The 22,175-nt window shown below is 43.3% G+C and carries 22 protein-coding genes; 14 read left to right on the forward strand and 8 right to left on the reverse strand.

From position 1 onward, the window contains the following. Positions 1–144 precede the first annotated feature (144 nt). Entirely contained in the window at positions 145–522 is a 378-nt protein-coding gene (locus L7D49_RS11045; protein ID WP_238080898.1) for an SET domain-containing protein, read from the forward strand. Between the two features lie 98 nt (positions 523–620). On the opposite strand, the gene L7D49_RS11050 is transcribed toward L7D49_RS11045, so the two are convergent. Further along, positions 621–2,345, reverse strand: a complete 1,725-nt coding sequence (locus L7D49_RS11050) for a transglutaminase domain-containing protein (RefSeq protein ID WP_238080899.1) — start codon at positions 2,343–2,345, stop codon at positions 621–623. A gap of 299 nt (positions 2,346–2,644) precedes the next feature. Between L7D49_RS11050 and L7D49_RS20225 the strand changes: the two genes are divergently transcribed. After that, complete coding sequence (locus tag L7D49_RS20225) at positions 2,645–2,767, forward strand: hypothetical protein (protein ID WP_269135950.1); 123 nt, start codon at positions 2,645–2,647, stop codon at positions 2,765–2,767. 212 nt (positions 2,768–2,979) lie between these two features. Next, positions 2,980–4,245 carry a mechanosensitive ion channel family protein gene (locus L7D49_RS11055; RefSeq protein WP_238080900.1) on the forward strand — a complete coding sequence of 422 codons (1,266 nt, stop codon included), beginning with the start codon at positions 2,980–2,982 and terminating at the stop codon, positions 4,243–4,245. Between the two features lie 213 nt (positions 4,246–4,458). Here the strand turns inward: L7D49_RS11055 and L7D49_RS11060 are convergent, their stop codons facing one another. Next, the gene (locus L7D49_RS11060; protein ID WP_238080901.1) at positions 4,459–4,884 is read right to left on the reverse strand and encodes a MarR family winged helix-turn-helix transcriptional regulator; all 426 of its coding nucleotides are present in this window, start codon (positions 4,882–4,884) and stop codon (positions 4,459–4,461) included. A gap of 172 nt (positions 4,885–5,056) precedes the next feature. Between L7D49_RS11060 and L7D49_RS11065 the strand changes: the two genes are divergently transcribed. The 7 genes from L7D49_RS11065 to L7D49_RS11095 all read left to right on the forward strand — a co-directional run bounded on the left by L7D49_RS11065 (position 5,057) and on the right by L7D49_RS11095 (position 13,297). Beyond that, positions 5,057–6,235, forward strand: coding sequence for an MFS transporter (locus tag L7D49_RS11065; protein ID WP_238080902.1), 1,179 nt, complete (start codon positions 5,057–5,059; stop codon positions 6,233–6,235). 129 nt (positions 6,236–6,364) lie between these two features. Further along, positions 6,365–7,609: a hypothetical protein gene (locus tag L7D49_RS11070; protein WP_238080903.1), complete on the forward strand. Its 1,245-nt coding sequence runs from the start codon at positions 6,365–6,367 to the stop codon at positions 7,607–7,609. Positions 7,610–7,690: 81 nt separating this feature from the next. Then, positions 7,691–8,407: a VCBS repeat-containing protein gene (locus tag L7D49_RS11075; RefSeq protein ID WP_238080904.1), complete on the forward strand. Its 717-nt coding sequence runs from the start codon at positions 7,691–7,693 to the stop codon at positions 8,405–8,407. 117 nt (positions 8,408–8,524) lie between these two features. Further along, entirely contained in the window at positions 8,525–9,436 is a 912-nt protein-coding gene (locus tag L7D49_RS11080) for an acetamidase/formamidase family protein (protein ID WP_238080905.1), read from the forward strand. An 826-nt stretch (positions 9,437–10,262) separates the two neighbouring features. Beyond that, positions 10,263–10,955 carry a hypothetical protein gene (locus tag L7D49_RS11085; protein WP_238080906.1) on the forward strand — a complete coding sequence of 231 codons (693 nt, stop codon included), beginning with the start codon at positions 10,263–10,265 and terminating at the stop codon, positions 10,953–10,955. Between the two features lie 28 nt (positions 10,956–10,983). Then, positions 10,984–12,948, forward strand: coding sequence for a DUF6792 domain-containing protein (locus L7D49_RS11090; protein WP_238080907.1), 1,965 nt, complete (start codon positions 10,984–10,986; stop codon positions 12,946–12,948). Positions 12,949–12,961: 13 nt separating this feature from the next. Next, positions 12,962–13,297, forward strand: coding sequence for a hypothetical protein (locus tag L7D49_RS11095; RefSeq protein ID WP_238080908.1), 336 nt, complete (start codon positions 12,962–12,964; stop codon positions 13,295–13,297). Between the two features lie 85 nt (positions 13,298–13,382). On the opposite strand, the gene L7D49_RS11100 is transcribed toward L7D49_RS11095, so the two are convergent. Continuing rightward, positions 13,383–14,090, reverse strand: a complete 708-nt coding sequence (locus tag L7D49_RS11100; protein WP_238080909.1) for a hypothetical protein — start codon at positions 14,088–14,090, stop codon at positions 13,383–13,385. A gap of 213 nt (positions 14,091–14,303) precedes the next feature. On the opposite strand from L7D49_RS11100, the gene L7D49_RS11105 reads away from it, so the two are divergent. From L7D49_RS11105 to L7D49_RS11115, 3 genes are read left to right on the forward strand one after another with little or no spacing between them, the layout of a single operon-like run. Next, positions 14,304–14,786 carry a DUF2975 domain-containing protein gene (locus tag L7D49_RS11105; protein WP_238080910.1) on the forward strand — a complete coding sequence of 161 codons (483 nt, stop codon included), beginning with the start codon at positions 14,304–14,306 and terminating at the stop codon, positions 14,784–14,786. A 10-nt stretch (positions 14,787–14,796) separates the two neighbouring features. Then, positions 14,797–15,021: a helix-turn-helix domain-containing protein gene (locus L7D49_RS11110; protein WP_238080911.1), complete on the forward strand. Its 225-nt coding sequence runs from the start codon at positions 14,797–14,799 to the stop codon at positions 15,019–15,021. After that, complete coding sequence (locus L7D49_RS11115) at positions 15,014–15,826, forward strand: DUF817 domain-containing protein (RefSeq protein WP_238080912.1); 813 nt, start codon at positions 15,014–15,016, stop codon at positions 15,824–15,826. Before L7D49_RS11110 ends, L7D49_RS11115 begins: the two co-directional genes overlap by 8 nt. 38 nt (positions 15,827–15,864) lie before the next feature. Here L7D49_RS11115 and L7D49_RS11120 read toward each other — a convergent pair whose 3' ends face one another. From L7D49_RS11120 to L7D49_RS11140, 5 genes are all read right to left on the reverse strand, one after another. Then, a complete protein-coding gene (locus L7D49_RS11120) occupies positions 15,865–16,152 on the reverse strand; it encodes a YfzA family protein (RefSeq protein ID WP_238080913.1) in 288 nt (95 codons plus the stop codon). Between the two features lie 21 nt (positions 16,153–16,173). Next, complete coding sequence (locus L7D49_RS11125) at positions 16,174–16,809, reverse strand: ABC-2 transporter permease (RefSeq protein WP_238080914.1); 636 nt, start codon at positions 16,807–16,809, stop codon at positions 16,174–16,176. After that, positions 16,790–17,665 carry an ABC transporter ATP-binding protein gene (locus L7D49_RS11130; protein WP_238080915.1) on the reverse strand — a complete coding sequence of 292 codons (876 nt, stop codon included), beginning with the start codon at positions 17,663–17,665 and terminating at the stop codon, positions 16,790–16,792. Before L7D49_RS11130 ends, L7D49_RS11125 begins: the two co-directional genes overlap by 20 nt. 6 nt (positions 17,666–17,671) lie before the next feature. Beyond that, positions 17,672–18,043, reverse strand: coding sequence for a GntR family transcriptional regulator (locus L7D49_RS11135; RefSeq protein ID WP_238080916.1), 372 nt, complete (start codon positions 18,041–18,043; stop codon positions 17,672–17,674). 184 nt (positions 18,044–18,227) lie between these two features. After that, a complete protein-coding gene (locus tag L7D49_RS11140; RefSeq protein WP_238080917.1) occupies positions 18,228–21,263 on the reverse strand; it encodes a hybrid sensor histidine kinase/response regulator in 3,036 nt (1,011 codons plus the stop codon). A gap of 218 nt (positions 21,264–21,481) precedes the next feature. Here L7D49_RS11140 and L7D49_RS11145 point away from each other — a divergent pair, with 218 nt between their 5' ends. Next, positions 21,482–22,039, forward strand: a complete 558-nt coding sequence (locus L7D49_RS11145) for an NADPH-dependent FMN reductase (RefSeq protein ID WP_238080918.1) — start codon at positions 21,482–21,484, stop codon at positions 22,037–22,039. The last annotated feature ends 136 nt before the right edge of the window (positions 22,040–22,175 follow it).

The raw sequence follows: 22,175 nt of genomic DNA on the forward strand, positions 1-22,175 counted from the left end.
TCTATGAATACTAGTAATACGTATTTGCTTTCGTAAAGGTTCATTTTCATTAAGAGAGGGCAAGAGAAAGTAAATAAAAGGACGCCATGGGGAAATTAATGTTATAGTTAGCAGGTGAATTTTAAAGTTAGGCGGGTGAACAGCATGATTGAAGTGAAAACATCTACGATAAGTGATGGAGAATTTAACAGGGGAGTATTCGCGACTTGCGACATTAAAAAAGGGACCTTGTTGCATGAAGCTCCTGTAATTGCTTATCCAAACGACCAACATCACCACATTGAACAAACGATATTGGCTGATTATGCTTTTGAATATGGCATTAATCATACCGCCATTCTTCTTGGTTACGGAATGCTTTTCAATCATTCCTATCAACCGAATGCGACCTATGAGATTCGATTCGACAAGCATACGTTTGATTTTTTTGCGTATACGGATATTAAAGCGGGCGAAGAGATTTTGATTAATTACAACGGTGACGAAGAAGATCAAGAAAAACTTTGGTTTGACAAGGAGTAGGCTGGTGTTCTGAATGCCAATTGCTTCGATGTAAAGCTTCTTTATGAAAAAACGTCAGCTTCATTGTAAAAGTTGACGTTTTTCTCTGTCTTGCTGTATTAGTACTCTACACCGTGCCGAGTGTGCGTTTTAAATGCTTCTTTATTCGGTTCAAAATAATCCTCATTATAGTGTGCTACAAATTTATCCTTTTCAATGTAACCCGAACCCCATGTGGGATCCATAGTCAGCCATTCGCCATCTACCTTTACTTCGACCCAAGCGTGGCGGGAATAATTAAAACCGGCTCCTGCAGTCCCAGCAACATAACGCGCTTCCATGCCGCCTGCTCGCAGCAGGGCAATAGCAAGATACGTGTAATCTTGGCAAATCCCTGTTTGCAATTCGAGCACTTTCAATGCACTATCATCCCACTCAAATTCGCTATTCTTCATCTTATCCACATCATAGGATATGTTTTTGGCAGTATACTCATAAACTGCTTTGGCTTTTTCTCGCTCTGTCATCGAATTCTTCATCAGGTCATTGGCAATTGAAATGATTTTCGGAGAATCAGATTGAACCCCGCGAGATGGCAATAAATCACGTTGATCCTTCGCAGTATTGGTTACGGAGAATTGAGCTACATTATAATAATAAAACCTGTCGCTATTCTTTTCTTTTATTTCCGGAACACTTACAGTTACTTCGTATGTTCCTGGACCGAATCGTAAATAGAATTCGTCATCAAATTGATAATGTTCGACTGGGATCACGTCGAGTGCCTCTTCGCCATCCTTTTTCGTTGAAATGTAAAGATGCGTTGTTTCTTTTGCAAAGGGAGCATCTTTATCGATGCTTCCCTTTATTCGATACGTCAAATCGGTTTCTTGACCACCATAAGCAGGAGAAATGAGATGGACCCCCCGTTCTTCATAGGTGGTCATATAAATGATGGGCTCTGTCACAAGGTCTGACTCGTTATCGATATATAGGACGGTACCATCTTGATAATAGTTATCTCTTTCCTTGTCGGGGACATAGACTTTTAATTTGTGTACGCCCTTTCCATAAAATAAAGGAATATCATATGAAAACTCACCATTTTTAATGGGGATGATATGTTTCCAAGATTGTGTGTCCTTTGTGAGTTCTACCATAAGCAGATTTTTATCTTCGTTTATTGAATCGATTGTTCCTGTCAGTGTAAAAACTTTATTTCCCTTTAAGTATCCACTATCCGGATCTTGTATCTTCAACCCGGCTTCTTGAGCAAAGGGAGTAAACGTCATGTCTCGTTGTATACTTGGATTTACGTTGAAAACTTTGAAGTCTGCTAGGTCATAGTAATAATTAGATTGTGTTTTACTTGGAAGGAGTACAGTTACTCGATATTCACCTTCTCCATTAAAGAGCCCCGCCTCTTGTTTGAATTTCCCATCTTTTATTGGCACAAAGAATTCTTGGTAGGGGTCTGTAATGGAATCTCCCAAAAACTGAATTTTGATCCATACATAGTGTTCCTGTAATTGCTCATGCTGTTCTACAGTTCCTTCAATCGTGACAAATTCATTGACTGCAAAGTTAGTATGAGTGGGTTCTGCTAACGTCGCACCCACTTCTTCGGCATAACTTGTCAATTCCAAAGGTGAGGATTCAAGTTCTGTATTTTTCTTTGTCACCGCAGCCTCAAATTCATTTTCCTTCTCTTTTTCCTGCTCTTTCTGTTGCTCGGCTGTTGGTTGTGTATCCTTTTCAGGAGGTGCAGACTCCTTCGCGCATGCTCCCAATAAAAATAAAAAAAGGAGTGAGATAAGCCAACCGCGAGCTTGGCGTTTAGACATTGGATTCCTCCTACAATTTTTATAGATAGTCCTATTATATCAGTATTTTCAAATTAATTCTCCGGTTGCCTAGTTTGGCATCTGTGAGACTGAAAAAGATAAACATTTGAAAAGAGGAAAAGCTTACAATTCACAAATTATTCAAATGTAAGCGTTTGAGTTTGAATGAATTGTGAATTCCTTCACATGGGCATTTATTTTCGAAAAAAAGGGTGTATGATGAAGATAGTAAGAGACATTGACAGACAACAGGTATCCATGAAACGCAAATAACTATACTCTAAAAGGAGCGAACTATCATGTGGGTTATCACATTGTTCGAGCAGAAAAGCGTACGGATTTATGAATATGCACAAAAAGTAGAAGCTATCCAAGCCATGAAGCATTTTGGCAGAAACGCCATCTTGTCTTACACAAATTAAACCAAGCGAGCCGCAACGAATGTAGTTGCGGTTTTTTTGTGCTAATGAAGTTGGGGCGCATAGAACAGTAGGCTCCTGCTTGGAAGTCGGCATAATTTTCTTTCAAATAGGATAATTTATAAGGATGGCCACCAAAAGAGAGGACTCGAAATTTCTGTTATAATGAGCCCGATACATAAGCAAATCAGTTCTTTGCAGTTCGGAGGGATTCAATGATTTTTTTACGAAACCGGCTTCTAGGATACGGAGTGGACCCGGCTTGGGCTGACCTGCTCGCTGCGATACTACTCGTTTTGATTGTTACACTGCTTTGCATTCTGGCCAATTTCATTTCAAAGCAGGTGGTCATCCGATTAATCACCCACTTTGTAAGAAAGAATAAGTTCCGTTGGGATAATGTACTGTTGGAGCGGAAGGTGTTCCATAAGCTGTCTCATTTTGTGCCAGCCATCATTGTCTATTATTTTGCGTCCGCCTTCCCAACTTATCAGAAGGCAATTGAAACATTGGCGATCACCTATATGATGATAGTGGCGTTCAGCGTAATTAATCGTTTGTTGAGTGTCTTTAATGATATTTATCAAACGTATGAGATTTCAAAATCCAAGCCGATCAAGGGCTATATTCAAGTAGCTAAAATTATTGTGATCATTATTGGCACCATACTGGTGATAGCCAATTTGGTGGGAGAAAGCCCGGTAATTCTGCTTAGCGGAATCGGGGCGCTGTCGGCTGTGTTCATGTTAGTATTCAAAGATTCACTATTAGGGCTAGTGGCGGGCGTACAATTATCCGCGACGGATATGGTCCGGGTCGGCGATTGGATTGAGATGCCGAAGTATGGGGCCGATGGGGATGTTATTGATATTTCATTGAACACGGTGATGGTGAGGAATTTTGACCGGACGGTAACGATGATTCCGAGCTATGCGCTTATTTCGGACTCCTTCATCAACTGGCGGGGTATGCAAGAATCCGGGGGCAGACGCATTAAACGTGCCTTGTATATCGATACATCCAGCATCATGTTTTGCACGGAGGAAATGATTGAGCATTACAAAGGCATTCATTTCTTGAAGGATTATCTCCTAGAACGTGAAGCCGAGATCAAGGAATACAACCAAATCAATCAAGTTGACCGCAGCAACCGCGTCAATGGGAGAGCGTTGACGAATATCGGGGTGTTCCGTGAATACATCCAGCAATATCTCCGGCGGCATCCAGGCATCCATCAGGAGATGACATTAATGGTCCGTCAGCTTGCGCCGGGAGAGAACGGGCTGCCGATTGAAATTTATGCTTTTGCGAACAGCACCCAGTGGACATATTATGAAACAGTGCAAGCCGATATTTTCGATCACTTATTTGCCGTCGCCGGTGAATTTGGATTGCGCGTCTTCCAAAACCCGACAGGCAGCGATTTCAAATGGCTTCCGGAACGGGCAGAAAAAGCAGGACCGAAACCCGAAGGAGAGTAAGATATGTAACGAAGATGTTCAGTAGGTAGGGAAAAGAGTTGCAAGTTAATAATGAATCGGTTATTCTTTCCTTAAGGAAACTTTCTCGATTGTATATCCATTCCTATTTCTATATTGAAAACTCCCGGTTGTGGTGGCCGGGAGTTTTCGTGTTTTCTCAAGAGTTTTTCAGAAGGCGAATTATTATATGCCTTTTATTAGTCAAAAAAGGCATCATTCTTCTTCCACTAAATTCTCCTTCATCTGCAGCAGCATCCGCCGCATGAGCAATAATTCCTCCGGCATCATGCCGCTGAACATCGTCTCTTCGTGTTCGCGCCAAATACGATGGACCGGCTCCTCTAATTGCCTGCCCTTTTCAGTAAGATACACGTTGGAAATGCGGTGGTCCGTGTCGTCGGGCTTCCGATAAATGATTTCATCCTGCTCCAGTTTGCGGAGCATATTGCTGATCGTTGAAGCTTCGGATCCGGTTTTGTGCTTCAACTGGGATTGGGTAATGCCATCTTGCTCCCATAGATGAGCCAAGGCCAGTTCTTGGCCGATGTGCAATCCAATCTCGCGGAGTGCTTGGGTATACCGTTTTCGTGTTTGGATCGCAATCGATTGCAGTAACAGCCTGATTTCACTTTCGATCATGGGAAGCGTCCCCCTTGTCACTTAGTTGGTAGGCTAATTATAGCAGACTTTAATTTAGCTTTGTATCATCAGTTAAATAAATAAGTTGACTTAAAATTTCATATCCTGTTTAATTAGCATGCTAACTATTTTTCGTAGTATGTGAACTAATAATTTTTTGGGGGTTTGATGAATGAATCGAATGTTGAAGCCGACGATCATCTCGATCGCAATGGCGACTGTTATGGCTGGAGCGGCGATTTCGCCGGCACTCGGGCTGATTGCGGCTTATTTTCCCGATGCGGATCCTGTCCTAATTAAACTGGTATTGACGATTCCGTCTCTCATGATCATTCCGTTTTCGTTCTTTTCGAGTTACTTGACGAAGAAAATATCAAAACGGTCGATTGTCCTGATCGGGCTGGCAATTTATGTGGCAGGCGGTGTCGGCGCACAGCTTGCGAATACGATCGGCGTGCTGCTAGCGTTCCGCTTAGTGCTTGGTGCAGGTGTCGGACTTGTGATGCCGCTGTCTTTCACACTGATTAGTGATCATTTCAGAGGGAAAGAAATGACGAAAATGATGGGCTATAATACAGCGTTTAGTAATGTGGGAGGCATCATCACGATGCTACTAGCCGGATACTTGGCGTCGTTCAACTGGCGTGTGCCGTTCAATGTCTATTGGTTGGGTCTCGTAATATTCCTTCTTGTTCTGTTCTACTTGCCGAAAAATGAGCCCTTGAAGCCACGGAGCGGGGAACCGAAAGCGAAAATGCCGCTATCTGTATACGGCATTGCTCTCGGTGCATGCGGCATCATGCTAGCTTATTATGCAGTCGCAACGAATATGGCGCTGTACTTAGTGCAGAGTGAGCTCGGGAGCTCGCAAACGGCGGGATTGGTCATGTCGTTTACTACGGTCGGCGGGATGATTACAAGTTTGATTCTCGTCCGATTGCAAGTAGTATTTAAAAAATATCTCATGCCAGTCGCATTGCTGGCAATGGGTGTCGCTTTTGGAGTGCTTTCCATGAGCCACTCGATTCCTGTAATTTTAGTCAGTGTTTGCTTTGTCGGATTCGGGCAAGGTATCGTCTTCCCGCTCATCAATGACAAAGTACTGCGGGGAGTCGACAGATCCCTTAGCGACCGTGTAATTTCGATTGTGTCGAGCATGATTTACATCGGACAATTCCTATCACCGGTTGTGCTAGATTCCATTGGGAGAATGGCGGGCATTGCGTCCATCCGTTTCCAATATAGTGTAATTTCAGGAAGTCTTATCGTTTCTGTAGCGTTCATGCTGCTTGTGTTGATTTTGAAGAAAAATCCGGTCATAGCAAAGGACGCTGAGACGCCGTCTTCCTAAAGATCATCGACCTTTCCTCATTGAGGAGAGGTTTTTCTATGGAAACACTCTCCTTTCATTGGTAAACTACTAGCATATTGAATGGCATAATAGCGTGCTGCAAGGGGGCTGGGGAGTATTTCTACGAAGATGACACAATTGCTAACGGGGATTGGCTGTTTGCTTCCTATTTTTGCGATAGGCTTCTCCATATATGCATTCATAAAAGGATTTGGCTTTATCGGATTTCTTCTTTCTGTTTTTATCTTTTTTATTGGACTTGGATTCCTTGGTCATTCGAAGTCAGTAGAGGATCGCAGAATTGAAAAACAAAAGGAAATCCTTCTTTCTTTAAACAGGGAAATAGAAGACGTGGAAAAAATGCCAACGATCGTCTCATCGGATGTATTGACGAGACTTGCCTTAGATTATGAACATAATCGGGTCTATGTATGGATTGCAGAAGATGACAAAGGACAACCGATGAAAAAACCAAAAATGGGGATGCAGTATAAGATGCTCACCTATTTATTTTCAGATCTCATAGCCGCGGCCGTAGTTGAAAATCGTTCGGTCGAAATGTCCACATGTAAATCTGTGAAAGAGCCTTTGCATACATTCATTGCGAAGCTTCCTCCCATTCAGATGAGTGAAGGTCAAAAAAATCATGTAAAACTCTTGGAATTGGTAATTCAACTAGCAGATGAAAAGTACCCATTCATCCCAATCCGTTTTTTCGATGAACCCTATAATCCACTATCCAAGAAATTGCCTAAATACAATGTGCTATTGAAAGACATGCACTTGTGGTTTGCAGATTTGGAGGAAATTATTAATCATAGAGGCACATCTTATGAACAGCTAGCTTCAGGGAGAGAAGCTAGTGTCTTGCTTAAGAATGAGTTAAAGGAAGTAGCAAGTACCCCGGTCAAGAAAGAACCAGAGCCTCAGTTCATGGCAAGTGTTCCGCTTGCGAAAGAGTCGGTGCCACAGGAAGTAGCAAGTAAACCGCTTATGAGACAGCCAGAACCAATCGAAACGGTAAGTGTCCCGAAAGAGCCGGTGTTACGAAAAATGGCAATTAACTCACTTGAGAAAGAGGTGGAATCACAGGAAAGGACAAACGTCCCTCGTAAAAGAGAGATGGATTCGCATGAAGTAGCAATCCCTCATAAAACGGAGCTGGATTCTCAAGAGATCAAAAAGGTAGAGCCACTACAAGAACCTGTAAGACGAGAAGAAACGGTTCAAATGAAAGCTATGGGACCAACAACACCATCTGTGAGAACAGAAGAACAAGAAGAAACAAAAGAAGAAGCGGAGTTATCCTATTTCGAACGGATTGTTGCCGAGAACCGAAGACAATTGAGGGGAGAACCGGGCAAGAGAAAGTGAAGCTGGATGGAAAGTACATTCACAACTCCATGGCGGAAGGCATAGAGTAAGGCATCATTGAAAATTGGGTGGGAAGCTCGAATGGTGACCAATACACAAATGCAAAGTCCACGAATTATCGCTTTCGCGCGGGGAGATGTCAACGGGGATCGGATTCCTGACAATATCTATATTACAGGGGTTCCTCAGAGCGATGCCGCGATCATCCGGCAGATGACACTTGTTATCCAGGATGGGGCGACCGGCTATCTGTATAGGATGCCTTTAAAGGAAAACATGGGATATGACCCGTCTTTGTTTTTAGGAGATTTTACGGGCGATGGGGTGGATGATATTTTTATTACCATCCAGTCTGGTGGCAGCGGAGCCACGACTTTTGATTATATCTATTCATTCATTTCAAATATGCCCCGTCTGCTGTTTGATTCCGACTTGTATAACTCGCAGTATCAGTACGAGGTGACGTATCAAGATCAGTACAAAGTGGAAGTCATCAGCTACTTTAATAAAATCAAATATCTTATCGATTTGTCGTTGCGAGATCAGGAATACTTAAATGAAATCTATGATGCGAATGGTAAGTTGAAGATGCCGATCAGTGGATGGGTGGACCCTATCAGCGGGTTATTTCCAATCGACTTCACGGGGAATGGAGTTTACGAGCTCTATGCATTTCAAAAAATTGCGGGGCGGTACCATGCAGACGGTCTCGGATATATACAAAATACATTGAAATGGAACGGCCAACAATTTGCCCTCGAAGATCAGACCTTAGCCATTTACGGTTCTCCATTGTAGAACTTTTGCAGACCCCCTTTTCTGAGGGGGTTTTTGCATGCCGTGGAAAGCAAGTTCACAGCTTTTAGTTGGCAGAATTGCTAGACTAGTTATAGTACAAGCAAGGGGGAGAAGGATATGGTAGAAACATTGAGCTGCAGCAAAGTCATTTATTCATTTAGCAAAGAACATGCGCCAGTCATCCGAGTGAAGCCGGGAACGACCGTGGAGATCGAGACCTACGACTGTTTCCAAAATCAAGTCCAAACCGCCGATACGAAAATTGAAGGCATCGACTGGGATGCTATCAACCCGGCGACAGGCCCAATACATATTGAGAGCGCCATGCCAGGGGATCTGCTAAAGGTGACAATCGAAAAATTGGAGATTGGAGAGCAAGGCGTCATGGCAACTGGCCCTGATTTAGGGGTGATGGGACACCGGATAGACGAGTTGGTTTCCAAAATCATTCCGATTCAAGATGGCAAAGCCCATTTCAATGAAAGGCTGGCACTCCCGCTCAATCCAATGATCGGTGTCATCGGCGTGGCACCAGAAGCAGAGGCTATTTCTTGCGGCACTCCAGGGCGACACGGAGGCAATATGGATACGAAGCTTATTACAGAAGGGGCGACCCTCTATTTCCCGGTCTTTGTTGAAGGTGCATTGTTTGCGCTAGGAGACTTCCATGCGGCAATGGGAGACGGAGAAATCGGAGTAACCGGAATCGAAGTGCCTGGCAAAGCTACGGTGACACTTGACGTTGTAAAAGGGCATTCGATTGCCCACCCATTGTTAGTGAACGAGGAAGGATTCACCTTCCTCGTGTCCGCGAAGACACTAGACGAAGCAGTGAAAGTGGCCGTGGAAGAGACGGCAGATTTCCTCGTAGCCCGCATCGACCTCAGCCTCGCCGAATTGGCGATGCTGCTCAGCGCCGTCGGCCAAGTCCAAGTGAGCCAAGTCGTCGATCCGCTTCTGACCGTCCGCTTTTTCGTGCCGCATCAAGTGCTTGAGGCGTATGGTGTGAGATTATTTGAGAATGAATGAGTGGACTGGCAGACGTTAGTGAAGAGTGGCGGGTGCTAGTTGTGGATTTACTGGCGTGCGATTTGGTATTCTGGCGTTCGTTTTGATAATCTGGCGTTCGCTTTGGTAATCTGACGTTCGTTTTGACATTCCGGCGTTCGTTTTGACATTCTGGCGTTCGCTTTGATAATCTGGCGTTCGTTTTGGTATTCTGGCGTTCGTTTTGATAATCTGGCGTTCGCTCCATGAGAATTAACAGGTGTTCACTCGAACTGACCGTCAATCATTTCGTTTCTATTTAAACTAGTAAATGAACAATAGCAATTAACACAACACCTCTTGGTCTTTAATATGCCAAGAGGTGCTTTTATGATCAACTCTTATTGGTAACTATTATCTTTAAATCAAACTATTTCATTATGCCGCTTTGTGAAAAATGATACAAAAGCTACATATTCCTTAAGAAAACCACTGATTTTTGGAGATTAGTTCCTCTTTTTTTAGCCGTAGACATGTGGAAACTCTTGCATGTTGCGGGGAATTAGAACGCGGTCTATGATTGCAGTCCTATCTAGTTTGAAACTATTGTTGCATAATTTTGACATCGAAGACGCTACATGATATTTATGAAGATAACTATTTAAAATTTGAAACTAGGGCTAGTTTGTAAAAGAGAAGGATGGCTTGCACAATGAAAGCGTCACTTCTGGAAGATTGTTAAATCCGTTACGTTCGATGAATGATCACCATAGGTTAGTGGCAGAGGGATATAGACGCTATGAAAAACATTACCTCCCGCAAAGCCTGTTAGCGGAGAACATGACGTACACAATAGGGAGATCACAATATGAAAAAAAGGCATGTTTTTTGTTCGGCAATATTGATTCTTTTATTAGGGGCGTGTACAGGAATGAAGGAAGAAGAGAAAAATACGAACAGTGCGGTAGATAACGAGACGGGTGCCCAGACGGATGTTGTGACATCTGAGCATGAGGCGGTGCAGGACCACTATACTCGGACGTTCCTCGTTTCGGATCAAGAAAAGGAAGATGGATTTTACGAGATGAGGACCTGGACGGATGCTTATTCCGTTTGGATTCCGGTGTCCGCGACATTGGATGAGACGTATTACATGAAACGTGACGATGGGTGGGAGCAGTTCCTTTATTCCTGGATTGACGAGGACGCCAATATTTCCTATGGCGTGCAAGGTCAATTTGAGGATGGCGAGGGAGCGGAGTCTGGTTTAAGGCAGTTGACGAGGTATATGAAGTTTGAAGGGGATTATGAGAAATCGGAAGACGATCAGCATACGTATTACTTTGGAAAAGTTGTTACCGAGGTCGGCGGAAAAGATGGTAAGGAGAAGGTTCCTGTCTATTCCTATTTGGCTTTCATCGAGGACAAAAAGAGTGATAAGACGTTGTCACTCATTTATGAGCATAATTGCAGTGATTGGACCAATGCCTGCAAGACGGATACGAAAGAAATCGAGGATCATTTTTGGAAGATCGTTAAATCCGTCAAGTTTGATCATTAATTTTCGACTGGGAAAGGGGTGGTAGGTGGTGGCAGAGAAGGATGAACAGCGGGAGGTTCTGGATTCCGAGATTCTCAAGGCGCGAATTACTAAATTAGAGTATGGAGAAAAGGATAAGGACGGAAATTTTGTTCCGATTTCCGAGGAGGATATCCGAAGGATCTATATTGAGGAAACGGGTCAAGAACCGCCCAAAACAATCAATTTGTATCATTCGGATGGCATCATGAGCTGCAAATCCAGAGATAGCGGCTTCGATGGAACGGTTGTTCACTTTTATGATCCCGACAAAGGGATTAATCAAAGTTATACGATTACCAGGGGGTCCGAAGGCTCAGAGGTTGGCGGCCGATCCGACGGTAAGCCAATGGACTGGAGCTATAATGGCATTGGTATTTTTACCGGAAAGGTGAATGACCAGCTTCAGGATGCAATGGAATTTGAAGAATGGGCGAACAAGGAGATCAATCAATTTGTAGATAAGCAAAGCGGGAAAAAAGAGATCCCTTCTTTGAAGAAATATGGGCTCGGCCATTCCCTGGGCGGTAATCATATTCAAATGATGTTGTTGCTCGGTGTCCCGTTTGACAATGTTGTTGTCATGAACGATGCGGCTCCTACAGTTTACCAGCTGGCAGCCAATGATCCTACGTTTTTTAAAGAGATACGCGCAGAGTTTGGGTTGAAAGGATATAAGATTGAGGATCTGTACGACTTGGATCCAAAGAAGCTGCAAGATTTTGCACTGGAGCATTACAAAAACATGGGCGAGAAAATCCACCATCTCACATCTGAAGAAGATGCTCTTTATCCCCTTAACTTAACAAGAGGCTTCATCCGCCTCGGCACCGAAGATATCATCGATACGAATCCTGACTTGGCCAGCCTTCATGATGTGTTGGGCCGGATTCCGGATAAATCACTGCAATCCCTTCAGAAATATCTTGCAAAAGCTGCCCCCTATTACGAGGAGGCAGGGATGGATGGTCTTTTTCATTTTGCCACAGGAATTGACAATAAATTTTTAGAGAACTTGAGTCTGTTATTGACCGGTGATCCAGAAGTAGAGCTAAAACTGGATCTAAAAAATATCGCCAAGTATTGGTTAGGCGATCGAAATAAAAAGATGGTAGTCCGAGCTGCAGCTTTTGAAGAAATAAAAGCTCATCTTCCCGTAATCCAAAAGAGACTGGAAGATTTGGTGAAACAACTGCCAGTTCTTATTACAATTGCAGATTCCATGAGTGGCGAAGAAGGGAAACGGATCTCTGACTATTTACGGAGAGTCCAAGAAAAGTCGGAGAATATCCTAAAGCTGATTGCTGTGATCAATGAAGCCGATCTCTCTTCATTGCGAGGTTTCATTACAGCTTGGAAAGCATTGAAAGCCCTCATCAGTCAGCTGCAAGGTTTAGCGGAAGATATGTATCTAATGTGGGAAACGGGCAAGGACCTGATCAATGCGCTAGGAGGTTCCTTCGAAGCTCATGGCTTGGAAGCTTTGATCAATGGCTTAGCAGATCCGTCGCGACAATATGCCGGCAAGGATCTGATCATGACAGCGGGTGGTGGAGGAGCCGAAAAAATTGAGATCAATATTTCGTCTGCCAGCCGGTTATATCGAATGGGAATTACGAATTATGAGGAGAAAAGATTGTTGCTGACACAGATTCAACGCACCTTTGTTGAACGATTTGAGCAGCCGTTTGAATGGAGAAAGCGGGAGTTGATGAATAAAATCAGTGAGATGGAGTCCAATCCTCATGCCTACTCCTACCTTCTCGGCAGCAGTGACCGTGAAATGGTCAGCATTTCGGTCAATGAAAAAATTCCGCCCATGCCTCCCGGAATCGTCAATGACATTGATGGGATTCAGAGCTTTTTCATGGAGGATATTGAAAAGGGCAGACGCCTTTTTGAAAATATGAAAAATGCAATCCTCGAGTTCTTCTCGGAAGATGAACTAGTGGCGGCCATTTTCGAACTAAGCTGACAGGGAGGGTATCATGGGACAAATTTATATGGATTTTAAGTTTTTAGAGGATGAGGACATGATTCCGAGCGGTGAAGCAATCAATGCGCTGCTAGATCAAATGGGTGCCTTATCGACACAACTTAAAATGCAAGTAGAGGAAGAGCTGAACTATGCGAAAGGGGAGATTGTGGAGACATCCATTCGGGAAGTCACCTCTCAAATGACGAAGCAACTTTTGGCTATTCATTTTCAACAAATGTCTGTCGCAAATTCCACACTCCAGTATGACATGGTGTATAACGCGATGGGTACGCAGCCAATTACGATTACGTATCGGATTCGTAAGCCAGATGAGATCGGCATCTAAAGCTGAATAGACGAAAAGCAACCCTTTCGCCTGCGAAAGGGTTATTGTTATTTGGTGAATAAAGCTGAGAAGCCCATGCAGAATACTATTTTATCAAAAAACGTCTTTTCCCTTCGATGGTCGATAGGTGATAAGATTCCGGAACCTTGACGAAACGTTTGAGAAGATCAAAGGCCTCCTCGTCTGTCAGTTCTTCGGGCACACTGATCCCGCGGAAAGTGACAGAATCGATTTTTGCATGAAAGTCATGTCGGAATTCAGTATCGCCTACGTAAAAGAGTGCGACTTTTCCTTTCCAGTCAATATCGTACGCTTGTCCCTCCGTCTTTTTAAATTGGATCGTATGAAAGGCGGTCGCGTCATGGCCGAGCAAATAAATATCGAATGCAGTGCGTTCGATATCCAGTTCTTCTTGTTCATCCTCATTCAGATGATCCACTTTGTATACGGCTCCGTCCAAATGGGCCAAATCAAAAGGTGATTCGTCACTTCCTACACGAAAGCCTTTAAAATCCCACTCCTCTGAAGACAATGTACAACTATGATAGTTATTCCAGACGATTTTAGCTTGCCAATCGCTTATGTCCTCGTCTTCGTCGTCTTCCTCTTCCTCTTCCTCCTTATCCACGTCTTCCTCGTAATAATCTGCCGTTTCCAAATGCAAATCAAAGTACAGACCCGCTCGGCCGTCCGTTTCCTCATCCTCATCCACTTTAAAATGGGCTCCCCATTCAAAATTAATGATCCGATGACCGTTTGGCCAAGGATTGTCTGCAAAATAGATTCGATTCATGGTTTTCGCTCCTTTCGTTTTGTACTTCATATTGCTAGTACAGCAGGAATGATTTTCTTTTTCAAGAGGAGAGTTGGCTATTTTCTCCATGCCTCTTTTATTCCTATTTGAGCTTAATACAATAACTATTTAACAATATTCGATATTAATTTATTGTAAAACGATAAATAATAGGGTAGAATCATTTCATATTAACCAAGTGAGGTGTTTGTGATGAAACGAGGTTCCACTCTCTTTTTGAAAATCGCCGTCATTTTAATGGGCATACCGGTTCTTGCGCTATGTATCTTTTTTGTTCCCCATATGGCGGATTTTGCCGCAGAATTATATCCGGATCATGGATACTTGAAGTATTTGGTCCTCATCGATTTGTATGCGGCGGCCATTCCGTTTTACTTTGCACTGTACCAAGCGTTTCGATTGTTAGTGCTGATTGACAAAAATTTAGCTTTCTCCGATATAGCTGTTCGTGCTTTGAAAAATATTAAATACTGTGGCGTTGCCATCTGCTTGATCTATATCATCGGTCTCCCGCTGCTTTATTTGATCGCTGAAAAGGACGACGCCCCTGGCCTGATTGTCATAGGTATGGTCATTGCTTTTGCATCCATAGTGGTTTCGGTATTCGCTGCTGTCCTTCAGAAGCTATTGAAAGAAGCCATCCATATCAAAACAGAAAATGATCTGACGGTATGAGGTGAATGATATGACAATTATTATTAATATCGATGTAATGTTGGCGAAACGGAAAATGAGTGTGACAGAGCTTTCCGAAAAGGTTGGAATAACGATGGCGAATTTATCCATTTTGAAAAATGGCAAGGCAAAAGCGATACGGCTGCAGACATTGGAGGCAATTTGCAAGGCACTCGATTGTCAGCCGGGAGACTTGCTGGAGTATCAGCCGGATGAGGGGGATGCAAATGATTAGGGAAGCTGCGTTCGAACCAGCTAGGGGAAACCGTCTAAGCAGGGCGATCCGGCAGCTTGTCCGTTTTGGATGGGAGCAGGCGATGTCCTGCTTGTTCCCTGTCGTTATTTTTGGGTCGCTGGCTGCTACGCAAGTCATTCCTCTTCCTTTTTTGCCGAGATATGATTGGCTGCTCCTCATCTTCCTTCTCATGCAGTGGTGGATGGTACGATCGGGGCTGGAAACAAAGGATGAGTTGAAGGTCATTACGCTCTTTCACTTAATTGGACTAGCCTTAGAAATATTCAAAGTGAATATGGGGTCATGGTCGTATCCGGAAGAAGGCTATTTTAAAATACTGGGCGTGCCTTTATATAGCGGATTCATGTATGCCAGTGTGGCCAGTTACCTATGCCAGGCCTGGAGGCGATTGGATGTAAAGCTGGTAAAATGGCCGCCGTCGTTTCTAGTCATCCCATTAGGAGCGGCGATCTATTTGAACTTCTTTACACATCATTATTGGCTGGATATCCGTTGGTGGCTAGCCGGTTTGGTCATTGCCGTTTTCTGGCGGTCGTGGGTGACGTATGAGGTGAATGGAACGTCGTATCGGATGCCAATCGCTTTTTCATTTATATTAATCGGCTTCTTCATCTGGGTTGCAGAAAACATCGCCACCTTTTTGGGGGCATGGCAATATCCCAATCAAACCGAAGCATGGAGTCTCGTCCATTTGGGTAAGGTCAGTTCATGGCTGCTGTTGGTCATTGTCAGTTTTCTAATTGTTGCAACGCTGAAACGAACGAAGGAAAAGATTGCAAGATAGCAAACACCCCCTCAGGCATATGGCTTGAGGGGGTGAACTTATACATTGCGTCGCGTTCTTGCCAGCTCAGTAATATCCTTTATTGCCATAAATGCAATTTGGAGAACGGCCAGGACTGTCAGCAAGCGGTATACAAAATTCTCATAGAGCGAGATCCAGTCTAAAAAGAACAGATTGCCTGCGATCTTCTTTGCAAAATGACCCGCATTATTTAAATTCAATTCTAAAAACGTTCCATCTGTAGCAATGAAAATAACTTGTGCTGCAATAAACCCACCGATGATCAGCATCCATTTTTGCAGGGGGGATCGTTTAGCGCGTTTCACTCGTTTACCTCCTTAATTTTATTACAGTAACTCCTTTGACTTGTAAATCTTTAAGGACACCGCCCAAGAGAGGGCATAGCAAATGAGCGAACCTATTGCCAGCAAGGCCCAATAGACGCCGGTGCCGATGGTTTGGATGAAAGTGATATTTTCCATCAAATACTTATACACATAATAAACGGCATACACCCCAGCGATGGCAGTAGCGATGTACAGAATAACGAATGTGAAGATCGTTTTCTTTTGCGCAAACTTATAAACTAACGGGAAGAATAGGCTGGCGGATACCATCATGACGATAAAACTGCCGATCACCTCTTCCCAAATCGCGAGCCGGGAGAAGGCGGAACTCCATTCACCGTTAGTAATTCGGGCCAATGCCATCACAACTCCCGTTACCAAGACTAACACGACTAGTAAAGTGGAATAACGCGCACTCACGATTTCTTTCCGAGTGAAGGGCAAAGAATTCCAAAGCTTATTTCCATGCGCCAGCTCGTCGTAGTGAAATGTATTCATGGTGACAATAGCGGTAATGATAGCCACGACAAACATAACGTCTTTGTTAAAGACCATAAAAAACAACAGCATGGCAAAATAGAGTAGCCACGATAATTTATGAATCGCCAGATCCTTTTTAATTAACAACAGCAACATTCTTACCTCCTTGCATGTAGTACATGATGTCCTCCAGGCTTGCTTTTTCAATGATTGCTTCGGTGCCAAAGAGGGATTCTGCTATATTCAAATCTGCCGATAACCCTTCAAAGCCTGTCTTGGTCTTTTTAATAGCGAGGAAGCATTGTTCTGTATCGCGGTCCAAAAGTTCAATTCCGCCACGGACGACTGCATAGTTTTCTTGAAGGTCGTGGATGTCCTTCGAAAAAACAATCTGCCCCTTTTGGACATACGTAATATAGTCTGCGATTGATGATAAATCGCTCATAATATGGGTCGACAGGACGATCGATTTTTCTCCATCCAGCATGATGTCCTGCATAATATCAAGAAATTCTCTCCGGAAAACGGGATCTAGCCCTGCTGTCGGTTCGTCCATGATGAAAAGTTCTGCTTGGTGGGAAAGCGCGATGGCAAGAGTGGCTTTCACTTTCATTCCTTTCGAGAAGGATTTGAGTTTTTGTTTCAGCGGCAGCTCGAACGATTCGCAATACTGGTGGAACAAAGCATCATCCCATTTGGAATAACAAGGAGCTATCAGCTTCTTCTGATCGTGCAAGGTCAATTCATCGTACAAGACATCTTCACTGAAGATGAACCCGATGCGGTCTTTGATGCGTTTCTCGTGTTTGGCATAGTCCATGCCGAACACATGGACCTCACCGGAGTCAGGCTTCAGCAAGTTCAAAATCATTCGCATGATCGTCGATTTTCCGGCGCCATTCGAACCGATAATCCCTGTCACGAACCCTTTTTTTATTTGTAGGGATACGTCTGAAACGCTGAAGTGATCATATGATTTGTTCACGTTTTTCAACTCAATTACATGTTCCATTGTTATCTACTCCTCGTATAGTATCGTGATCCATTCCTTTAACTCTTTCAGAGAGAGTCCAAGTTCCTTGCTGTTCGCAATGACTTCTATCAACTTCTCTTCCATTGCGGTCAACTTCTTCTCTTTGATCATGTCGACATTTTGCTCTGCAATGAAGGAACCCTTGCCGATAATTGAATAAATATATCCCTCTTTTTCAAGTTCTTCATAGGCGCGTTTCGTAGTGATTACACTAATATGTAAATCCTTAGCTAGCTGCCGCATGGAGGGAAGGGCATCGCCTTCCTGCAGTTCACCGGACAACACTTTTTGCTTAATTTGATCTTTAATTTGATTGTAAATCGGCTCTTTGGAGCTGTTGGAAATTAAAAGCTGCATGCCGGACCTCCTGTTGTTAATGGTGTAATCGATTATGTGTATATACACATTATATACAATATATACAAAGTGTCAATGAGTTATATTCGTGAAAAGAGTTAAAGCATTAGTCTGTAGCTCCAATAATGAAAAAAGGAAGCCCTATCAATGCATGAGGGCTTCCTTTTTCATTTTGTATCAACTTCTATGGCTGATTCGGCACATGAAAGGAGATGGTCGTTCCTTGATTCACATGGCTTTCCATAACCAATCCTTTGCCGAACAGCTGCGTGAGACGTCGGTTTGTATTTGCAATCCCGATGCCGTGCTGGTGGTGGTTCGGTTCTGTTAAAAGTTCCGTTACTTTGTCTGCTGGCATTCCGACCCCATCGTCTTGGATCATGATTGTGGTGAATTGCTCGTCATGGGTAACCGAAATTTTGACGGTTCCCCCTTCTGTCTTCTTGAGCACACCATGATTGACCGCATTCTCCACAATGGTTTGGATGGAGAGGGGAGGGACATAAATCTCGTGTATGTCCTCTGTATCCCAGATGATGTGCAGTCGATCTCCGAACCGTTCTCTCTCGATAAACAAGTACGAACGGACCAAGTCGATTTCATCTTTCAGCGGAATCAGGCTTTGTGTATTGGCCACGTGAAAACTTCGATTCAAGTAGTTTCCGAACTCATGCAACAGTTCCACCATACGGGATGGATCCAGCTCGCCGAGGGATGCAATTGTGTTCAACGTGTTATACAGGAAGTGCGGTTTGATCTGTGCCTGTAAATAGGCGGCTTCCAGCCTGAGTTGTTCTTGAATCGCTTTGTTTTGCGTTAAGAGCGCATGAACACGGGCTTTCAATTCAATCGCATTTGCCGGCTTTGCTACATAATCGTTTGCTCCTGCCTGGAAACCGGCGTAAATATCCATTGTCTGGTTGCGTGCAGTCAGTAATAGGATCGGGAGTTCTGCGATTGTGAAATGCTTTCGGATTTCTACACATAATTCATAACCGGACATTTCCGGCATCATGACGTCAGAAATGATCAGATCGTACATTTCGGTTCTGATCAAGCCGAGCGCTTCCGAGCCACTTTCAGCTGTTGCCACAGTATATTGCCCTTCGAGAATACTGCTAATCACTTTCAGGTTGACTGGATCGTCATCGACAATCAGGATAGAGCCTCCCGTTGGAGCGTCTTGTTCCGCCGCCTGTTCCTCGACTGCTTGGAAAGTTGCCTTATAGGAATTGACTTTTGCAGGCAAAATTGTTTCTTGTTGTACACCTTCCGATAAGGGGATGGTGAACGTGAATGTAGTTCCTTTTCCGAACCCGGATTCAACGGAAATCTTTCCACCATGCAATTCGACTAATTGCCGGGAAATCGTTAAGCCAAGACCAATTCCTTCTTGACCTGTGTTAGTGGCTTGTTCATACCGATCGAAAATCCGGTCCATCACATCTTTTGTCATGCCCATTCCCGTATCTTCAATTGAAATCGCGGCTTCTTTTTGATTATGGGTGGCACGAATGGTGATCTTGCCTTCATCCGTGAATTTCACAGCATTGTGTAGCAAGTTAAATAAGATTTGGACGAGCCGGCTTTCATCTGCATAAACAGAAGGAAAGTTTGCCGGGATGTCGGACACGATCGTCAATTTGCTCGTGTTTTTAATAAAATGAACCATGTCAATGACCCCGGATGTTAGGTTTTGAATATCGAGTGGCTTCTGATGTAATTTGATTCGACCATCTTCTAACTTATCCAATTCCAGTAAGTCATTTAATGTATAGGACATTCGATTCCCGATTTGCAGCAAGAGTTCAAGATTTTGTTTTTCTCGCTGGGAGAGGGTCGATGAATTATCTTCCAACATGGAATGCGCAATGTTGAGAATCCCGTGCAATGGATTGCGAAGTTCATGTGATGTATTGGCAAGAAAGATATCTTTTTGGATATCCGCTTTTGCTAATTTAGTATTTTGCTCATTGTGCGAACGGACGACCATCATATGTCTTCGGAATAACAACAAGGCAATTACCATGATCGAGATAAGATAATCGAACGGGTAGTACGGAATATTGACGACTGCCGTTTTAATGGCGGTACCCCAAGCTGCATTTGAAATGAAACAAAAGATATAGAATAAGATGAAAATACCATCGATATTTCCCTTGCGAATCGAAGAAATGGTCGGAATGATAAGCAGTACGGCAATAGAAATACTATAGATCATCAAAAACCATTGCATCGGAGCTGTGTGTAAAAGTGACGTTGTTAGCAAAAGGACGGCAATAGGAATGAATAACATGTACAGGAAGTTTGAAACCTTTGACTTGATGTTAAACAGTACATTAATGAACTTTAAGGTGACTATTAATAGACTGATAAGCAGTACAAAGAGCACTTTTATGTACAAATCGTTGGCAATAGGAAGCTGAAGCAGTACGTGATCGTCAATTAATAGTATGAAGCCGTTCAACGCTAACAATAGACTGAAGTAGAGCAATTCTTTTTCGTAATATCCTTTTCCAATGAGGAAGATAGCCAAAGCGTAAATGCTATGCAGGAAAAATATCATGCTCACAAGCATTTGGATTCCCTGTGAGAAGGACGCCTCTTTCACAATAGCTGTCTGAAGCCCAAAGCGGACGGAATCATTCAAACCGCCAGACTCTAAATTATCGAAGTTGGACACTTGGATTACAAGATCAATTTTTTTCTCATCCGTTGTAAACATGGCCGTCATAGGACCTTGCTTTTTAATTTTATGGACGGGTTGAGCGATCGCTGTATTCTCTTTATTAATTAACTTCCCATTGACATAGATACTGGCGAACGTTTCAAATCCCCTCAATTGAATGCCATAGATCGTTTCCTCCTGTTCTGGAAGAAGAATGGTCAATTGATAGGAACCATAGTCGATTTCAGGTTCCTGAGAAGAATCCAAAGCAGTGCTCCAGTTCTTCGGCACATGAATATACTGAGGGCTCTCGTTTTGCGATGTGTTTTTTGTAATGAATTCTGAAGGGTGGAAAATCCACTCCCCATTCAAAGAGACTGTTTTATTGTCTTTCAAGGCCTCTTCCCGAAGATCAGCAACCCCGTTAACTGCCGTTTGATGTTCAGGTGCATTGAAGTATAAAAACCAACCCATTCGTAAAGCAATAAGGCAAAATACAAAGCTGCTAATTGTGAGCACAATATTCCGAGTCTTCATCCGGCTTGTCATCATCAAAGCTTCACCCTTCAGTCCACATATTTCCTAACTGGAACCATTGTCTCAAAATGCTTGTGTTTTCACAATGTGATTCATGGTATCTTTTAGTATACTATGCCACTTTTAAGTGCGTACTTCCTTTTTAAGCTGCGTTCCGGCATACTATGTATAGGCGATAGATGGCAGGGAAATGCTATCGAGAGCCTAAGTTACAAACAAAGGAGTTCAGCAGCATGACAATCAAAGTAAAAGCGATTATCGGAAGCACAAGCCCGACCTCATACAACTTGAAATTAGTTGAATACCTCCGCAAAAAATATGCGGGCCAATTGGACATCACACCTGTATTCATCAATGATGTCGACATGTTCTCAGTGGCTAAAGAAAGCAATCCATCTGAGGCAGTAAAAGCATTTATGGAAGATGTTCGCGATTCTGATGCTGTTCTGTTCGCAGTGCCAGAATACAATTTCTCTATTCCGGGTGCATTAAAAAATGCCGTGGACTGGTTGTCCCGCAGCAATTTTGCCATTAAAGACAAGCCGGCGTTCATCATCGGTTCGTCCATGGGTGTGCTAGGAAGCGTGCGTGCGCAAATCCACTTGCGCGAAATCCTATCTAACCCGATGCTTTCTCCGGCTATCATGCCGAATAACGAAGTATACATCGGTTCTGTTCATCAAAAGATGAATGAAGAAGGTGAACTGACAGATACTGCTACAATCGATTTCTTAGACAGCGTTGTTCAGAACTTCATTGCGTTCTACAATAAAATGAGTTCTTTGAACTGAGTTGAAATAGGAAGAGCCATCCCGTCTTAATAAAGACAGGATGGCTCAGACTGTAGACAAACTCGAGAAATTACAGAGTTTGCCTACAGTCTTTTTTCTTTTACAATGGAAGTAATAATAGAAAATGTTGATTTCC

Origin of the sequence: Sporosarcina cyprini, from assembly GCF_022048975.1 — a bacterium.
Classification (GTDB): Bacteria; Bacillota; Bacilli; order Bacillales_A; family Planococcaceae; genus Sporosarcina; species Sporosarcina cyprini.